The sequence below is a fragment of the Halosolutus sp. YCN4 genome, assembly GCF_059736495.1.
This window is the reverse complement of the sequence record NZ_JCASSM010000003.1, coordinates 659,162-676,358: the sequence shown is the minus strand read 5'-3', so window position 1 is coordinate 676,358 and position 17,197 is coordinate 659,162. Positions and strand designations below refer to the sequence as shown.

Here is a 17,197-nt window from a genome sequence, read left to right as displayed (position 1 = left end):
CTTATGGGGCGGCCTCGCGATCGATCGCGTATGCACGAGTTCGACCTCGATCCGGGGCTGACGCTCCTGCGGACGGAGTCGCCCCGATCGACAATCGTCCACCGGCTGGCCTGCGATCGACTGGCTGACGCCGACGGGCCGGCGTACTGGATCGACGCGCGAAACGCCGCGGCGACGCACGTCCTGTACGACTGCGTCTCCCGGCCGCGAATGCTGGACGGCCTGCGCGTTGCGCGGGCGTTTACCGCCTACCAGCACCACTCGCTGGTTCGGGCGGTGACGCGACGGGCGAGACCCGACACCGCTCTGCTGGTCGCACCGAACGTCGCCGCCCTCTACCGGGACGACGACGTGGCCGAGTGGGAGCGCGACCTGCTCGCCGCGAGCCTGGAGACGCTGTCCGAACTGGGACGGGTGCTGGAGTGTCCCGTCCTCGTGACGAGCGCGAGCGACGCCGACGCGGAGCGGATCGCCGATCGCGCCGCGACGACGATCGAGTGCGTCCGCACGCGCGAGGGCGTTCGCCTCGAGTCCGCGGACGGCGATCGGCTGACCGAGGGCTACTGGCACGGGGAGTACTGGCAGACGACGATCCCCTACTGGGTCGATCTCTGCGGCGCCGTCGACGGGTTCGACCCCGTCGCCGCCCACGATCGGGGGCTACTGGAGGTGACGGCCTGATGGGACGAACGAACCCCACCTATCGCGACGCCGTCCGGCGACTCGAAGCCGACTGGGAGCCGATGCGGCGCGCGCTTCGCCGGGAGTACCAGTCGGACTTCGATCGGCTCTTCGACCGGGCGCGATCGGTCGCCGACGCGGCGGGCCACGCGAACCCGCGGGATCCCGAGCGGGCCCTGTTGCTGTCGATCCTGCTCGTCCACGAGATCGAACTGCGACGGCTCCGGGCGGAACTCGAGGCCGATGCGGGCGAGCGCGATTCCGCCTCGTCGACGGACGAATGAGTCCGTACACCTTCGAGTTCGAGGACGGCGTCGTCCGCGAGTGGCGACTGACCGAGACGGGCGCCGAACCCACGACGGTCGCGGACTACGCGCCGTCGCTGTTCGTCGACGGCCCGGCGGACGCGCTCGCGGACCTGCGGGATCGGCTCGCGTCGGACCCGAAGGTCGTCGCGACGGCGCGCGAACGGTGGGCGACGGACCTCCACGAGGCCCACGTCGGCGATCGCTCTCGGGTCCTTCGCGTCGACCTCGATCGGGTCGGCGAGGTGCGGACGCTCGCCCGCGAGATCCGGGGCGTCCACGAGCGCGAGACCCACGCCCCCGGCACGTTTCGCCTGTACGACGTGGACCTCGCACCCGGCTTTCGCTACTGTCTCGATCGGGGACTCGATCCGACGCCCGCCCGCGATCCGCGGACGATCGGCCTCGATCTGCCGGAACCGGCGCTTGCCGACGGCGACGTCTCGGCGCTGGAGGTCGACGGCGAACCGATCGGCGCTGGCGGTGACGCCGACGACGCCAGCAACGACCCCGCGAGCGTGCTCCGCGCGCTCGCGGCCGCCCTCGATCGGCGGGATCCGGACGTGCTCGTCCTGAGCCACGCCGATCTGGTCCCGCTGCTCGGGGAGCGGGCGTCGGACCTGGGTCTCGCGGACTTCCGACTGGGTCGACGCCCGGGCTGGACCCGCCTCGCGACCGAGAACACCTACGAGAGCTACGGCCGGGTCGGTCACTCGCCGGCCCGGTATCGGGTCCCGGGTCGGGCAATCGTCGACGCCTCGAACAGCTTCCTCTGGCACCAGTCGGGACTCGAGGGGATCCGCTACATGGTCGGCCGGACGGGGCGCCCCCTGCAGGAGGCCGCGTGGGGGAGCATCGGCACCCTGCTGACCTCGCGGCAGATCCGGCTGGCACGCATCGAACGGGGCGTGCTCGCCCCCTGGAACAAGTGGGAGCCCGAGCGGTTTACCGACGTCGAGACGCTCCACGCGGCCGATCGGGGCGGGTTCACGTTCGCACCCGAGGTCGGCTTCCACGAGACCGTCCACGAGATCGACTTCGCGTCGCTGTACCCGCGGATCATCCGCGAGCACAACGTGAGTCCGGAGACGGTCGACTGTCGCTGTGGGGGCGATTCTCGCCCCGTGCCGGAACTGGGCTACGAGATCTGCGAGCGCGACGGCTTTCTCCCGACGGTTCTCGACCCCCTGCTCGACGATCGGGCGGCGATCAAGCGGGCCTTGCGCGAGGACCCGCCGGAGGCGGCGGCCGATCGGCTCCGCGCGGAGTCGGGCGCGATCAAGTGGGTGCTCGTCTCCTGCTTCGGCTACCAGGGGTACCGCAACGCCAAGTACGGCCGGATCGAGTGTCACGAGGCGATCAACGCCTACGCTCGCGAGATCGCCCTCGCGGCGAAGGCGCGACTCGAGGACGCCGGCTGGCGGATCGTCCACGGCATCGTCGACAGCCTCTGGGTGACGCCGCGGATCGACGATCCGGAGCCGATCGAGTCCGTCGTCGCCGACGTCTCCGACGCGGTGGGGATCTCGCTCGAACACGACGGCCGCTACGAGTGGGTCTGTTTCGTCCCGCTACGCGACGCGATCGCTGGCGACGGGAACGGGACTCGTTCGGGTGCCGGATCGGCGAGCGGGGCGGGTCCGAGCCCGCGGTCCCGGGGCGGCGTCGCGTCCGGCCCCGCGGGTGCACTCACGAAGTACTTCGGCAAGCGCGAGGGTGGCGAGTACCGGTTCCGCGGCATCGAACTTCGCCAGCGGAGCACCCCGGCGTTCGTCGCGGCGAGCCAGCGGGCGTTCGTCGAGACGCTCGATCGCGAGCGCGATCCCGAGGCGGTCTGTGACGTGCTCGGGCGCCGACTCGGCGATCTCCGGCGCGGTGCGGTCGACCCCGCCGCCCTCGAGATCACGAACCGCGTCTCGAAGTCGCTCGAGGCGTACCGCCAGCGGACCCGGGCCGTCGCGGCGCTAGAGCGGTACGACCGCCACGGGATCGATCGCCGGCCCGGCCAGTCGGTCCGATACGTCGTCGTCGACGACGCCGCTCGCGGACCCGAGCGGGTTCGCCTGCCGTTCGAGGAGCCCTCGAGCTACGACCCCGACTACTACGCCGCCCTCCTGGTGCGGGCCTGCGAGAGCGTCGTCTCGCCGCTGGGCTGGGATCGGGCCCGGATCCGGGACTATCTGCGCGTCGGCGAGCCGGTCCGGCTGTCGAGCTTCGTGGAGTGATCGCGGCCCCGAACGGTCTCGACGCCGAAACGGTCTGCGTCGGCGAACAGTCGGCCGTATCGGCGGATTTGGGCACTACATTTATCCTCGTCAACCGGCTTTTGCATACCAACTGCTTATGCCAGGGACCGATCGGAACACGAGTGCGGGTGCTGAGGGAGAGGCCGCACGTATATCCGTGTTCGCAGCGAAGGACCGGACAACGCAGGGGGGCACCATTCGCGAGCAGGCACTCCGCATCGAACCCGATCGGACGGACGATCGCTTCCGGGCGTGTGTCCGTCGCTACGGGTCGACGTTCTCCGTGAGCGTCCCGACACCAACTGATATATGACTGAGCCAGATTCGTTTCGGCCGGAGCCAGCACAGATTCTGTTAGTCGAAGACAACCCGGGTGACGTTCGATTGACGAAGGAAGCGTTCAAACAGGGACGGATCGAGAACGATCTCCACACCGTCTCGGACGGGACACAGGCGCTCGACTTCCTCGAACAGCGCGGCGAGTACGCGGACGTACCGCGACCGGATCTCGTCCTGCTCGACCTCAACCTTCCCCGGACGGACGGGGAAGAGGTTCTCGAGGAACTCAAGGGGGATCCGGAGCTTCGATCGATCCCCGTGATCGTCCTGACGAGTTCGCGGGCCGAGGAGGACGTCGTCAGGTCCTACGAACTGCACGCGAACGCCTATCTCACGAAACCCGTCGACCCCGACGAGTTCATCGAGACCGTCCGCGCGTTCGAGAAGTTCTGGTTCTCGGTGGTCAGGCTGCCACCGGAGGGAGGCCAATCATGAGCGAGACGAACGCCCGGTCGGAGCGGGACTGGGATCGAGACGGGGGCCTCGAGGTAACCGGCACGCTCCAACTCCTGTTGATCGAGGACAATCCGGGCGACGCACGGCTCATCCAGGAGATGCTCAGAGACTCCGACGAACTCTCGCGGCGCGTCAACCCGGACGAGTCGGAGAGCCAGACCCCGGACGTCGTCAGGGAGAACCGCCTCGAGGACGGTCTCGACGCCCTCGCGTCGGAACCCACGGATCTCGTCTTGCTCGACCTGAACCTCCCCGACAGCACCGGGCTCGAGACCCTCGAGACGGTCAGCGAGGCGAGCGACGAGACGCCGATCGTCGTGTTGACCGGCCTGCGGGACCAGGAGGTCGGCGTCCAGGCGATTCAGCAGGGCGCCCAGGACTTCCTCGTCAAGGACGAGGTGACGAGCGAGCTGCTCGTCCGGACGATCCACCACGCGATCGAACGGGCCAGACAGGACCGCCAGCGCCGCCGCCAGCGCGAGCAACTCGAGGCGCTGAACCGCCTCAACCGGATCGGTCACGACATCACGCACGCGGTGATCACGACCGAGACGCGGGCGGAACTCGAACAGCAGGTCTGCGATCGGCTGGTCGAATCCGACGGGTACCGGTTCGCCTGGATCGGAAGCGTCGATCCGGGGAACAGCGACGTCGTTCCGAAGGCGGCGGCGGGCGTCGAGAAGGGATATCTCGACGAGATCGAGGTCACCACCGACGAGGACGAACCGACCGGTCAGGGGCCGGCGGGAACGGCGATCCGGACCGGGTCGGTCCAGGTGATAAACGACGCGACGACCGATGCCGAGTTCGAGCCGTGGCGCGAACCGGCACGCGAACGCGGCTACCGTTCGTCGGCGGCGATCCCGATCGTCCACGAGGACCTCGTCTACGGCGTGCTCGGCGTCTACTCGTCGTCACCCCGCGCCTTTACGGGGCCGGAGACGACGATCCTCGCGCGGATCGGCGACGTGATCGCTCACGCGATCACCGCCATCGAGCGTCGGGACGCGCTGGTCAGCGACGCCGTCATCGAACTCGAGTTCCGGGTCGGGGAGATGGCGGAGGAACTGGTCGAACTCTCGGCGAGCGAAGAGTGTACGATCGAGTTCGAACAACTGGTCCAGGGAGACGAGACGCTGCTGGCGTACGGTTCGGCACGGGACATCTCGGAAGAGGCGTTCCGCGACACGGTCGACGAAACGGACGGGATCAGCGACCTCCGGGTGCTCGCGGCCCGGCGGAACGCTTTCGAGTTCGAACTCGTCGCGCCGGCCGCCGTCTCGCTGTTCGAGACGATCGCGACCCACGGCGGCCGCGTCGCGTCGGCGACGATCGCCGACGGCGAGTTCCGCTTCGTCGTCGAACTCCCGCGAGGTCGTGACACCAGGCAGATGATCGAACTGATCAGGGACCAGCACGCCGACATCACCTACCTCGCACAGCGGACCACCGAACGAAGCGATCACGGCGAGGGCGGGTCCGCGTCGGTCCTCGAGGAGATGCTCACCGAGAAACAGCGGTCGGCGATCGAGACGGCCTACTTCGCCGGCTACTTCGACTGGCCCCGCGAGAGTACGGGCGAGGAGATCGCCGAACGGCTCGGCATCTCCCCCGCGACCTTCAACCAGCACCTCCGGACGGCAGAGCGGAAGTTCTTCGACTCCGTCTTCGGGGAGTGACCGCGATCGGCCGTGTTCGAGCGACTCGTCGTCGACTCCGCGGTCGTCGATCCCCCCGATCCGAAACGGCGAGGTGGCTCGATCGCGTCCGTTCGAGCGTGACCGACGCCCTATCAGACGAGCAGCCACGACGCGAGTGTGCAGTCTGTGGTGCCGACGTTCCGGTTGCGATCTATCGCGAGCACCTGCTCAAGGAGTGTCCCGGTCCCTATAGTAGCCACTGAAGGTCAATGCACACCCGATCGCAGGACAACGATGCGATCGGTGTATGAATCGTTTCAGTGGCTGCTATAGCCGACGGAAAAATCGTGGTTCGTACGGACTGCTGTACGTCAGTTCCGCCGCACCCGCGATCCGCCTGCGGTCGCGCCGGGAACTGGGTACACCGATCCGTATCAGGCCCCGCGCGGTTCGGTTGCGGGCTGGTCCGCCTCGCCGACCGGCCGGCCGGCGTAGGCGACGACCGCCATCGAGATGCCGGTCATGAAGAGGCTGATGCCGACGAGCAGTCCGATCGCCCAGGCCGCACTGGCCGGGAAACCGGCCCAGAGGAGGCCCGCGAGGACGATCGAGATGACGCCGCTGACGGCGACCGCCGCGCGGCCGGGCTGGTCGGCCATCCGCACCGCCATCGCCAGTTCCGCGACGCCGTCGACCAGCAGGTACGCGACGAGCAGGAGCGTCAGCGTTACCAGCGCGACGACCGGGTTGACGAGCAGAGCGAGACCGGCGATCACCGAGACGACCGCGAGGGTCACCTGCCAGAGCGATCCCTTCCAGCCGCGTGCGGTGAACGCGTGCGCGCCGTGGACGAGACCGCTCAGAACGAGCAGGCCGCCGAGGACGAACGCGATCGAGATTCCCGCGACGAACGGGAGCGCGATCGCGAGGAGGCCGATCAATCCGACGACGCCGCCGGCGATCGCGAGCGTGCGCCATCCGCGCTCGACGGAGTATTCCGCGGCCGAGTCGCTATCGGTTGTAACTGAGTTCATTGTAGTCACCGTCACGTTCTAGGTCGTGTGAGAAGATAAACACGTATTCACGGTTTGCGGGTCTATCCGATCGCCGGACCGGTCCGCGATCGGGAGGAAGGCCGGTCCGATCCGCGATCGGGACGAACGGCGATCGTGCGTGTCTGCCGCCGTCCCGATCGCGGTTGCGACGCTTCTGCGGGGCTCGGTGCGTGCGGTCCGGCGGACTACTTCTCTTCGACGTGGCGGATCTCGCAGGCGATCCCGCGCGTGCTCTCGCGCATCTCGCGGCCGAACATCTCGGCGCGACCGACGCCGAAGGCGTTCGGCCCCTCGACGACGACCTCGTCGCCTACGCGGATGTCCTCGTCGGCGTCGACGACGCCGGGCGCGAGGACGCTCCCGTGGGGAACGAAGCCGTCGATCTCGACGCGCTTGGTGGGAGCGTCGCTGTCGACCCACTGCTTCGCGCCCTCGAGCGTAAAGGAGAGGGTACCGTACTGGGGCACCATCGTCGCGAGCTGGGTGTCCTCGCGATCGCGAACCTGGATCTTCGGGTAGCGGCTCGTGGTCTGGATGTCCGCGAAGAGGGCGTCGCCGGCCCCGTCGCCGAGCAGGTAGTCCGCGATCGCGCGGACGGTGTTGTGTTCGCGGTCGCGCTTGGAGTACTTCAGTTCGCCCGCGAGCGCCTCGGAGAGGTTCGAGATCGACTTGTCGTCGGTGGGGTGGCCGCCCTCGGGAACGGTGTAGGAGATCTCGAGATCCAGGTCGTCTTCGACCCGTTCGACGATGTCGCGGTAGCCCTCGTCGGGGACGTGGGCGACGATCGACGGGTACTCGTTGCGCCGGAGGTACCGCTGGAGGACCTCGCTCACGAACGCCTTCTCGTCTTCGGACCAGCGCCCCGTGACCACGGTGTCGTAGTGCTGGGCGGGGTAGGTCGTCTCGAGTTCCTGCGGGACGACGCCGATCGGGCTTGTCATCGAGACGAGGTGGCCGCGCCACTGGATCGCGTCGTGGAACTGGCGGTGGCTCTGGGACTCGCTGTAGGGTTTCGTCGCCGAACACGGAACCAGCACGAGCGGGTTGTCGAACCGGTTGCGATAACGGGTCGTGACCCGATCGGCGAACCGCTGGATCTCGACCCGTCGGAGGGTGTCCTCCGTCGCGGCGTCGATCCGCGCATCGCGCAGGATCGGCGTGCGCTCTTCGAGGTAGCCCCACTGGGCGTCCAGTTCCCGCACCGCGGCGGTGAGCCACTGGTCGTGGCGGGCCTGGCCCTCCACGTAGTCGCGAAGCCGGCCGTCACGGATGCGGCGGCGGACGATCCCCAGTTCCGCCCGGAGCGCGTTGACGTTGTGCTCGACGCAGTCCTCGCGGGTGAACTCCTGGCGGGGCCTCTGGCAGGCCGGGCAGGAACACGGCAACTCCTCCAGGTCCTCGAGGAAGTACGCCTCGTCGGTCGTGAGGTACCGGCCCTCGGTGCCCTTCACGACGGCCGCGGTCTCGTCGAACAGGTCGACGCCGGCGTAGGCGAGCAGGGCGACGTTCCGCGGCGTCGCGACGCCCGAAAAGAGGAGGGCCGTGTCGGTGGGAATCGTCTCGCGGACGGTCACGACGGCCTCGACGAGCGCCGCGCCGTGGCCCATCACCGACTGGACGTCGGAGAGGGCGTAGGCGTCCGTCCCGTGATCCCCGGCGCTCTCGCTCGAGACGACGGCGACGCTCGGATACTCGACGTCCGGGTAGTCGACGGCGAACGACTCCTGGACCTCTGCGGCGGTCCCGCCGGGAAACGCCCGGTGGGGCGGGACGGTCAACCGGGACTCGTCGCCCTCGGGGACCTCGCGATCGGCCGCCCAGAGCGACCCCGCGTCCGCCAGGACGTCGTCGACGAGCGCGGGCGTCGTCCGGGGCGACTCGAGGCGGAGTTCGCCCACGCGCGCGGCCCCGTCGCGTGCGTGTACTTCGAAGTACTCGGTCATACCCGATATGACCGCGGCGTGCGAAAGAGGCTGTCGATAGCGTGCGATCGACCGAGAAGCGTCGGCGTTCGAGTCGCCGCCGCAGCGACGGCGTCCCGGCGGCGGCCGCTACTCGCCGGTTACGGCGATCCCGTCGTCGGTCACGACGACGCGAACGCCCTCGTACCGGAAGCGAACGGCGCAGTCGCCCCCGTGGGACGCCAGCGCGTCGAGCGCGTCGCCGTCGATCAGCCGTCCCGTTCCGATCGCCGTATCGCCGGCCAGATCGCGACGAGCACGTAACAGAGCCCGAGCAGTCGGGCTGCGGGGCGGACCCACGGTTTCGGCCGGATCTCGTCGGCGTTCTCGTAGGCCGTTCGGAGCGCGGCGTCGAAGACTGGATCCGGGAGCACGAGCGCCGGGAGTCCGACCGTCCCGAACAGCGGTCGCAGGCCGGGCCACGCCCGGTCCCACTTCCAGGCGAGCCACAGCGCGACGATCCCCTCTACTCGGGCCATCGGGAGCGTCCAGCCGCGTAGCCGGGCCGTCTCTGGGTTTTCGAACGCGAGTTGTTCGGCGCGGGATACGATCCGGTCGGGAACGGCGATCTCGATGACGGCGAAGAGTGCGAGTGCGAGGAGCGATCGTCGCATACGCACCCGACACCGCCCGTGGTGAAAATACTGACCGCCTACCAGGGTCGTCAGGCCCGATCGACGAACGTCGCCGTCGCGGAGGTGTGGCCGCGGTTAAAGGAGAGGATCTTGGCTCGGATCACGTCCGTCTCGGCGAGTCCGCCGGGCAGGTCCTCGACGAAGACGACGAACCCCTCGACCTTGCAGACGGCCTGGCGCTCGCCCGAGTGGTGGGTGGTGAACTCCTCGATCGCGACCGTCCGCACGTCGCCGATATCGACCGGCGGATCGCGTTCCTGGGCCTCCCGGTGGCGCTCCCAGGATTCCCGTTGCTCGCCGGAGCGGCCGCCGCGGAACCGTCCGATCAGCCACGACGCGAACAGCACCGTCGCGAGCACGCCGAGCGCGATCGCCGTTGCCCAGATCATACGGGGAGTGTTCGGGGCCTCGTCTTTGTCTTTCTGGTGTCGGCGCGTCGCCGTTCGACCGGCGAACCGACCGCCCGTTCGGGAATTGGACCAGATCAGGTATACTCCGCTAGTTCCAAGATCCGATATGGACGAACGAACCCCATCGTTCGGTACCGATCGAAGACCAACTCGTCGAACCGTGCTGGGCGGACTTGGAGTCGGCGCGCTCGGAGCGATCGCCGGCTGCCTCGGCGGGGACGAGACGGACGACGCTCCCGACCCGATCAGTATCGACGGGGAACAGGGCTGTGACAACTGCACGATGGTCATCGGGAACTATCCCGGGCCGGCCGGACAGGCGCACTACGAGGACCCGGCCGAGGTGCTCGACGAGGACCGTCCGGCCCAGTTCTGTAGCTCGCTGTGTACGTACGCGTTCACCTTCGACCAGGACGTCGATCCCACGGTCAGCTACCTGACTGACTACTCGACGGTCGAGTACGACATCGAGGAGGGCGACGACGGCCCCGTAATCTCCCGTCACCTCGAGGCCGACGGGTTCGGGGACCGATCGGACCTGACGCTGATCGCCGACAGCGACGTGGGCGGTGCCATGGGGGCCTCGCTCGTGCCGTTCAGCGACGAGGACGAGGCCGCGGCGTTCCAGGAGGAACACGGCGGCGACAGCTACGCGGACGACGAGGTCACGCAGGAAATCATCATGTCGCTGATGTAAGCGGCGCACAGCAGGCGTCGCGCTCGGACAGCGACGATCGACGGTGGTATCGCCGATCGGGATCGAAGTCAGAACACGAGACGATCGCTCTTTTGTCGGGACCTCACCGGTTCAGCGCCCACGCCGCGAACCCGAGCGAGACGATCGTCCAGGCGGCGAGGCTCGCCAGGCTCGCGATCGGCGAGGCGACCGCCGGCCCGGTCCCCGCCGCGACGACGATGGCGCTCTCGAAGACGAGCCCACGATAGGCGCTGAGCGGGCTGAGCGCCAGCGAGTAGACGAGTTCCGCGTCGCCGATCGCGCCGGCCGACACCCCGAACGCGATCGCCAGGTCGAGGCCGACCAGCAGGACGACGAGCGCGACGACCGCCAGCGCGAGCGCGCTGCGGGTGCCGCTGACCGCCGCCGAGATCGCGATCGCGACGGCGAGCACCGCCAGCGCGAACAGGACCGTCAGGACGACGAACCGGGCGAACAGGATCGGGGAGTCGGCCCCCGAGTGGGACGCGTAGGTAGACAGCGCGTCGTCCTCGAACCGAACCACCGCGGCGGCGACGACCGCCAGCGGGAGGACGATCGTCGCGAGGAGGCCGATCGCCCGCCCGGCGTAGACGCCGAGGACGATCTCGCGGTGGGAGACGGGGTAGGTTTCGAGCACGTCGAGTTCGCCGCGTTGCTCGTCGCCGAGGATGGCGCGATAGCCGTAGGCGACGGCGACCACCGGCACGAGCAACTCCAGGGGCGTGAGCAGGTCGACCAGCGTCGGGACGTAGCCGGCCCGGACGCTCCCGCCAACCCAGGCGATCCCCAGCAGGACGGCGGCGAACGCCAGTCCGAGCACGAAGAACGTCCGGGTCCGGACGACCGTCCGGAGTTCCCGTCCGACGATCGTCGCGAGACGGCGTTTCGAGTCGGGTGCGGCCGGCCGCGCGCGATCGGTCTCGCTCGCGTCCTCCCGGACGGCCGTCCGGGATTCGGTGGCCTGTAGCTCGCCGCTCATGCGTGTTCACCCTGGACCCGGACGGTATCGAGATCGCCGCCGATCGCGGTCTCGTAGACCGACCACAGCGAGTCGGCCTCGAGGTCGTCCCGCAGTTGCTGGGTCGAGCCCTGCCGCACGATCCGGCCGTCGGAGAGCACCAGCACGCGATCGGCGACCCGCTCGACGAGTTCCAGGTCGTGGGAACTCAGCAGGACCGCGATCCCGTCGTCGGCGAGTTCCGCCGCGACGTCGAACACGTGCATGCTCATCCCCGGATCCAGCCCGCTGCCGGGTTCGTCGAGGACGACGACGGGTGGGTCGCCGATCGTCGCCTGTGCGATGCCGAGAAGACGGGTCATCCCGCCGGAGAGCGCCTCGACCGGTCGATCGGCCGCGTCCGCGAGTCCGACCCGATCGAGGTGAGCCATCGCGTCGGTTTCGTCGCCCCCCACGAGCGACGCGTAGAACTCGAGCGTCTCGAGGCACGTGAACCCGGGCCGGAACGCGGGGTGCTGGGGCAGGTACCCGATCCGTCGTGCCGTTTCGGGACCGTGGTACGCGATTTCGCCCGCCGTCGGTTCGTGGAGGCCGGCGAGCGATCGGATCAGCGTCGTCTTGCCGGAGCCGTTCGGGCCGATCAGGGCCGTCACGGTCCCCCGACGGAGGGTGGCGGAGACGTTCTCAAGGACGGAGATCGTCCCGTAGTCGTGGTCGATGTCGGTCGCCTCGAGTATCGGTAGCGTGTCAGTCATGGGTCGTCCGTGTCGTCTCGTAGCACGTCCAGGCGTGCTCGGCCCACTCGGTGCGCTCGAGCAGGTCCGGGTTGTTCGGTTCGCAGGTCGGTGCCTGGTCGACGATACTGCCGGTTCGCATGCCGGGGACCGAGCCCTCGAGTCCGCCGAGGGCCCTGAGCGCGGGTGCCCGGACGAGCGTCGGCGCACCGTCCGTCCGGTGCAAGCGTCGGTCGATGGCGTCGGTCGGCGCGTACGACAGGTCGGCCCGGTCGCCGTCGGCGACCGTGGCACTGCCCTGCCAGTAGTTTCCGGCGTCGCCGTCGCTCCAGACCCGGAGCGGCCCCGACCTCGCGTCGGCGTGGACGTCGTTGCCGACGAAGTCGTTGCCGACGACGCGGTTCGTCGGGAGCATGGCGGAAACCTCCGCACCCACGTCGTTGCCGACGATCACGTTGTTCTCGTAGATCGACGCGGTCGAACCGACGAGGAGCCCGAGTTCGGAGTCCGCGACGAGGTTCGATGCGACGTAGGTGTCGCTCCCGCCCGTGCTGAGGGCGACCTCCGCGTCCCGGACCGTGTTCCCGACGACCGCGTTCCTCACGGGACCGGTCATGATGTACAGCCCGGCGTTCTGCTGGCCACGAAGGTCGTTGTCCGCGATCAGGGCGTCGTTCGTGTGCATCAGGTGGATGCCGATCTGGTTCCCTTCGACCGCGTTCGAGCGAACGACGGCGGTCGGGGAGCGGAAGAAGTACACGCCGTTCCTGCCGCCCAGGATCGTCGAGTCCTCGACGACTGCCGGTGAGTGGTACAGCAGCATGCCGGCGAGCCCCTCGGACGGCTCCTCGGGCCCTCTCACCGTGACGTTCCGGATGACGGCGTCCGTGCTCTCGTAGGTGATGATTCCGCTCGCCGGGGTGTCGATGCGGACGTCCTCGACCAGGAGTTCCTCGGCGGTGTAGGCCCCGATCCCTGCGTCCGTGCCGGCGTAGTACTTCGTGAAGGTGGCGTCCCAGGCCTCGTCGTCCATCTCGACGGGGAGTTCCTCGCCGCCTTTCGTCCGGTTCCCGACGCCCTCGATATCGAGCCCCTTGATCGCGGCCCGCTCGGTCGTGACGGTGATCACCGTGCTGTTGCCGTCGCCGCGGATCGTCGCGTTCCCCTCGCCGGCGAGCGTGATCGGGCGATCGATCTCGATCGTCTCCGCGTAGGTCCCCTCGGGAACGACGACGGTGGTGTTCGCCGGCGCCTCGTCGATCGCCGCCTGAACGGTGGCCGCGTCCTCGCCGACGACGACCGACGTCGGTCGATCCGCGAGCCGTGTGGCCGCGTCGACCCGCTCGTCCGCCAGGTCGCGCCGATCGTCGACGCGGTCGCGGGCGACGGTCGCGTCGTCGCTCTCGAAGGACACCTCGAGCAGCGAGTCCCACGCGTGGACCGTCCCGCCGTGGGCCTCGGCGAACGCCGCCGCCTCGTCGCGATCGGCGAACGAGACGACGGTGTCCCCGTCGGGGGTTCGCGCGTCGCTGTCGACCACGTACCACGCCTCCTCGGCCGCGATCCAGCCGGGCGCTCGATCCGTGACCGGGTACCCCTCGTCGGTCAACTCGATCCCGGTCCCGCCGTAGTCGGTGACGTACACCGCCAGCGGGTGGCCGAACCGCTGTTCGTGGTCCGGTGCGCGCTGGTTCTCGACGAACGTTTCGACGCCGTAGTAGCCGACGACGTACTGGTACTGCGAGTAGAACACCTGTGCGCGGGGGAGCGTGACGTCGTCGTTGTCGTCGAGCGCGAACTCGGACTCGAGCGTCAGGCCGACCGGCACCGTCTCGTCGAACGCGACGGGATCGGGTGACGTCGACCCGACGTCGACGGCGAACAGCCCGGCACCGGCCAGCGCCACGACGACGAAAACCCCCAGAAATATCGTAGTATGAGAACGGTCGGGCACGTCCGACGGTTGGTCCCTGCGAAAAATATACCATCTGGTTCACATCTCGAACGAACGTGTGCCTGTCCCCACAGGTCGCGGCGAACCTATTTCTGTCCCTATACGTCGCGGCGAACCTGTGTCTGAACCTACACGTCGCGGGTCTGTGGCGCGTGAGCAGTTACCGCGCCGATCGTCCGAGCCCTCCCTTCGACCGACTCACGGGCGATCGTCGGCCAGGTCGATCAGCGCGACGCCGTCCGGGACGCGATCGAGCACGTCCGCGGGCCACCCCCGGTGGGCGAGCGCGAACTCGCTTTCCGGGTTCGCGTCGACGAGTCGTGCGACGCCATCCGCCGCGGCCGCGAGGGCCGATCGGTCGGTTCGTTCCGGAACCTCGGCGGTGAGCGGGTAGCTCTTCGAGAGCGCCCGGGGGAAGGGGCCGAACGGTGGCTCGATGCGCCACGAGTCGTCGAACCCGCTCCCGTCTGCCGATCGTCCTTCCGTGAGCAACAGCGAGTCGGGGACGGCCAGCCGATCGAGCCGCTGGTGGTGACGGAGTACTTCGGGCCGGCGAGCGCTCTCGTGGGAGGTGTAGAAGAACGAGCCTTTCGAGACGGGGTCGGTACGTTCTAGCTGGGCGGCGTGGTCGAGCAGGGCGCGGTAGCCGTCGAGCATGGCGGGATGAGCGCGAGCGCGCTGTTCGACGAGTTCGAGGAGGTTTCCCGCGCGGATGGCCTCCTTGATCCGGCGGATCTCCGCGAAGGTGGCGTGGAGGTTGTGCGCGGCCAGTTCTTCCTCGCGTTCCCGGTCGGGCAGCGCCCGAAGGTCGTCGGGCGAGTGTTCGAGACAGACCGGACAGGAGCACGGGAGGTACTCCAGGTCGTCGAGATGACGGGTGCCGCGGACGGTGAGATAGCGATCGTCGCGGGCGTAGAGGGCGTACGCGGCGGAATCGAAGAGGTCACAGCCCATCGCGACGGCGAGTGCGAACATCATCGGGTGGCCGGCACCGAAGAGGTGGACCGGCGCATCCGCGCCCAGTCCGCGCTTTGCGCCGGCGACGACGTCGACCATGTCGTCGTACCGGTAGTCGTTCATCAGCGGGACGACCGCGCCGACGGGGAAGACGTCGAGTTCGGTCGCGTCGGCCTCTCGGCCGGCCCGCTCCCGGAGGTCCGGGTAGATCGATCCCTGGACGGGTGCGTTGACGAGCATCTCACCCGTGTCGACGTTCTCGGCGATCTCGAGGCGTTCCTGGGTGGTCTCGAGTTCCCGTTCAGCCTGCTCGCGGGAGACGTCCGGCGGCGTCGGGATGTCGACCGGCGTCCCGATATCCGAACCGATCGCGTGCTGGAACTCGAGGATCTCCTCGGTGGTGACGTCGATCTCGCCGTATTCGGAGAGCTGGAACGAGCCGGAGTCGGTCATGATCGCGCCGGGGAAGTCGAGCAGGTCGTGCAGGCCGTCCTCGAGGGCCCGTTCGCGAACGTCGTCGGTGCCGTAGATGATGTAGGAGTTCGTGATGAGAATCTCGGCACCGAACTCCTCGGCGAGTCGGCGGGGGCTGATCGTGTCCAGATTCGGATTAATCACCGGCAGGAGGGCGGGGGTCTCGACGGTGACGTCGGCACGCGGCACGGTGAGGTCACCGATTCGGCCGCCCGCGTCCGTCTCCCGGAGTTCGAAGCACTCGCGCATCGAGCGTTCGTTGGATCGTCTGACGTAAGTCATGACGGTTTTCGTCCCGGCGATCGGTCGCTCCGGCGGGGCGTGGGTGTCGGTAACGTCTCGTTCCCCTGTAGCGGAAATAGTCGGGTAGCGGGTGCAAGCACAAGGCCCACCGATCGCAACTCGGGGCGGCCGTCGGGGCTCGCCGGAACCGTCACGCGATCGATCGCGAGGCCCGGCGATCGGATACCGTTACACGTGCCAAACCGACCGTTTCGCCGAGACGAGGGTGTAACGGACACCCTGTTTTAGCCGGGACACCACCGTAGGCCGGAGCGCATGGTTTCACGAGCGCAGACGATCGGCGACCGCTCCCGGCGGTTCATGCGTCGCCGAGCAGGTGATAGTAGGAGACGCCGAGAACTGCCCGGCCGTCGCGAATCGTCCCCTCGCGCACCGCGTCGAGCAACTCCTCGAACGGCATCGTCGAGACCCGGATGCTCTCGTTGTGATCCAGTCGCTGCTCGGTGGTCGGGCGACAGCCGTGCGCGACGAAGAAGTGCAGAACGACGTCGGCGATGCCGTTCGCCGGTTCGACCGTGGTTAGCGGTTCGAGCCGATCGGCCTCGTAGCCGGTTTCCTCGGCGAGTTCGCGGCGGGCGGCGGCCTCGAGGTCGTCGTCCTCGGGTTCGGTACCGCCGACGGGGAGGCCGCGGCTGACGCGGTCGACGGCCTGTCGCCACTCCTCGATACAGACGACGTCGCCGTCGGGGGTGAACGGCAGGACGCAGACGCTGGCCGGTTCCGAGAGGTAGTCGAAGTCGGTTTCGGTCCCGTCGGGCAAGCGAACGGACTCGTTAACCACGTCGAACCCCGGACAGGTGTAGGCTACCTGCCGATCGAGGGTTTCCCAGGCGAGCGAATCTTTCGACATACCGCCCGGTACGGCGGTCGTGGTCAAAAACGCCGCGTCGCGCTCGCCGGCATCGCGGGTCGTCCCCGGCAGGTGTCGCCCGCGCTCTGCCGTCGTGCGTTTGGGTGAGGATGCGGGCCCGTACCATCTCTATAACAAAACCACGGATCAGTGAAGGTTCGTTTTCAGAGGGTGATCCATGGATCAGCTAACTGGATTCCAGCGTGACTTGCTGTACGTCATCGCGGGCAAAGACCGACCGTCAGGCCAGGAGATTCTCGACGACATCAACCACTACATCGACCAGCCGGTCACCCACGGCAGGCTGTATCCGAACCTCGACACCCTCGTCGAGAAGGAACTCGTCGAGAAAGGCCAACTCGATCGGCGGACGAACTACTACGCACTGACCCCGAAAGGGCGACGTGAACTGCAACGACGCCAGGAGTGGGTCGACCAGTACGTCGACGTCTAGACTCCGGCGATCTCTTCTCTCGCGGCTCCTGTGAGGACCGTGTCTCGACGGCTGGCCCGCACGGTGC

At 68.4% G+C, this 17,197-nt stretch carries 18 protein-coding genes; 8 read left to right on the top strand and 10 right to left on the bottom strand.

The genetic code is table 11. The features are described 5' to 3' along the window. Nucleotides 1–30: 30 nt before the first annotated feature. From AC6I6X_RS13890 to AC6I6X_RS13865, 6 genes are all read left to right on the top strand, one after another. Nucleotides 31–681 (top strand): hypothetical protein, encoded by a 651-nt coding sequence (locus AC6I6X_RS13890; RefSeq protein ID WP_497931121.1) that lies wholly within the window; start codon nt 31–33, stop codon nt 679–681. After that, complete coding sequence (locus AC6I6X_RS13885) at nt 681–965, top strand: DUF8156 family protein (protein ID WP_497931120.1); 285 nt, start codon at nt 681–683, stop codon at nt 963–965. The genes AC6I6X_RS13890 and AC6I6X_RS13885 overlap by 1 nt, the downstream gene beginning before the upstream one ends. Then, a complete protein-coding gene (locus AC6I6X_RS13880) occupies nt 962–3,211 on the top strand; it encodes a DNA polymerase domain-containing protein (RefSeq protein ID WP_497931118.1) in 2,250 nt (749 codons plus the stop codon). The genes AC6I6X_RS13885 and AC6I6X_RS13880 overlap by 4 nt, the downstream gene beginning before the upstream one ends. Nucleotides 3,212–3,541: 330 nt before the next feature. Continuing rightward, nucleotides 3,542–4,006, top strand: coding sequence for a response regulator (locus tag AC6I6X_RS13875; RefSeq protein WP_497931117.1), 465 nt, complete (start codon nt 3,542–3,544; stop codon nt 4,004–4,006). Next, nucleotides 4,003–5,706, top strand: a complete 1,704-nt coding sequence (locus AC6I6X_RS13870) for a bacterio-opsin activator domain-containing protein (protein ID WP_497931116.1) — start codon at nt 4,003–4,005, stop codon at nt 5,704–5,706. The genes AC6I6X_RS13875 and AC6I6X_RS13870 overlap by 4 nt, the downstream gene beginning before the upstream one ends. A gap of 98 nt (nt 5,707–5,804) precedes the next feature. Next, entirely contained in the window at nt 5,805–5,930 is a 126-nt protein-coding gene (locus AC6I6X_RS13865; RefSeq protein WP_497931115.1) for a hypothetical protein, read from the top strand. 171 nt (nt 5,931–6,101) lie between these two features. Here AC6I6X_RS13865 and AC6I6X_RS13860 read toward each other — a convergent pair whose 3' ends face one another. The 5 genes from AC6I6X_RS13860 to AC6I6X_RS13840 form a co-directional block, all read right to left on the bottom strand. Next, nucleotides 6,102–6,701 (bottom strand): HdeD family acid-resistance protein, encoded by a 600-nt coding sequence (locus AC6I6X_RS13860; protein WP_497931114.1) that lies wholly within the window; start codon nt 6,699–6,701, stop codon nt 6,102–6,104. 206 nt (nt 6,702–6,907) lie between these two features. After that, on the bottom strand, nt 6,908–8,665 hold the full coding sequence (gene arcS, locus AC6I6X_RS13855) for an archaeosine synthase subunit alpha (RefSeq protein WP_497931113.1): 1,758 nt from the start codon (nt 8,663–8,665) through the stop codon (nt 6,908–6,910). A 108-nt stretch (nt 8,666–8,773) separates the two neighbouring features. Next, complete coding sequence (locus AC6I6X_RS13850) at nt 8,774–8,983, bottom strand: HalOD1 output domain-containing protein (protein ID WP_497931112.1); 210 nt, start codon at nt 8,981–8,983, stop codon at nt 8,774–8,776. Continuing rightward, nucleotides 8,893–9,297 (bottom strand): hypothetical protein, encoded by a 405-nt coding sequence (locus AC6I6X_RS13845; RefSeq protein WP_497931111.1) that lies wholly within the window; start codon nt 9,295–9,297, stop codon nt 8,893–8,895. The genes AC6I6X_RS13850 and AC6I6X_RS13845 overlap by 91 nt, the downstream gene beginning before the upstream one ends. 50 nt (nt 9,298–9,347) lie before the next feature. Next, nucleotides 9,348–9,707 (bottom strand): TRAM domain-containing protein, encoded by a 360-nt coding sequence (locus AC6I6X_RS13840; RefSeq protein WP_497931109.1) that lies wholly within the window; start codon nt 9,705–9,707, stop codon nt 9,348–9,350. A gap of 127 nt (nt 9,708–9,834) precedes the next feature. On the opposite strand from AC6I6X_RS13840, the gene AC6I6X_RS13835 reads away from it, so the two are divergent. After that, complete coding sequence (locus tag AC6I6X_RS13835) at nt 9,835–10,425, top strand: nitrous oxide reductase accessory protein NosL (RefSeq protein WP_497931108.1); 591 nt, start codon at nt 9,835–9,837, stop codon at nt 10,423–10,425. A 103-nt stretch (nt 10,426–10,528) separates the two neighbouring features. Here the strand turns inward: AC6I6X_RS13835 and AC6I6X_RS13830 are convergent, their stop codons facing one another. From AC6I6X_RS13830 to AC6I6X_RS13810, 5 genes are all read right to left on the bottom strand, one after another. Then, nucleotides 10,529–11,425, bottom strand: a complete 897-nt coding sequence (locus tag AC6I6X_RS13830) for an ABC transporter permease (RefSeq protein ID WP_497931107.1) — start codon at nt 11,423–11,425, stop codon at nt 10,529–10,531. Continuing rightward, nucleotides 11,422–12,159: an ABC transporter ATP-binding protein gene (locus tag AC6I6X_RS13825; RefSeq protein WP_497931106.1), complete on the bottom strand. Its 738-nt coding sequence runs from the start codon at nt 12,157–12,159 to the stop codon at nt 11,422–11,424. Before AC6I6X_RS13825 ends, AC6I6X_RS13830 begins: the two co-directional genes overlap by 4 nt. Next, the gene (locus AC6I6X_RS13820; protein ID WP_497931105.1) at nt 12,152–14,092 is read right to left on the bottom strand and encodes a NosD domain-containing protein; all 1,941 of its coding nucleotides are present in this window, start codon (nt 14,090–14,092) and stop codon (nt 12,152–12,154) included. The genes AC6I6X_RS13825 and AC6I6X_RS13820 overlap by 8 nt, the downstream gene beginning before the upstream one ends. 198 nt (nt 14,093–14,290) lie before the next feature. Next, a complete protein-coding gene (gene tgtA, locus AC6I6X_RS13815) occupies nt 14,291–15,772 on the bottom strand; it encodes a tRNA guanosine(15) transglycosylase TgtA (protein ID WP_497931103.1) in 1,482 nt (493 codons plus the stop codon). 352 nt (nt 15,773–16,124) lie between these two features. Beyond that, entirely contained in the window at nt 16,125–16,676 is a 552-nt protein-coding gene (locus tag AC6I6X_RS13810; RefSeq protein WP_497931102.1) for an NUDIX hydrolase, read from the bottom strand. Between the two features lie 178 nt (nt 16,677–16,854). Here AC6I6X_RS13810 and AC6I6X_RS13805 point away from each other — a divergent pair, with 178 nt between their 5' ends. After that, a complete protein-coding gene (locus tag AC6I6X_RS13805; RefSeq protein WP_008162643.1) occupies nt 16,855–17,130 on the top strand; it encodes a PadR family transcriptional regulator in 276 nt (91 codons plus the stop codon). Nucleotides 17,131–17,197 lie beyond the last annotated feature (67 nt).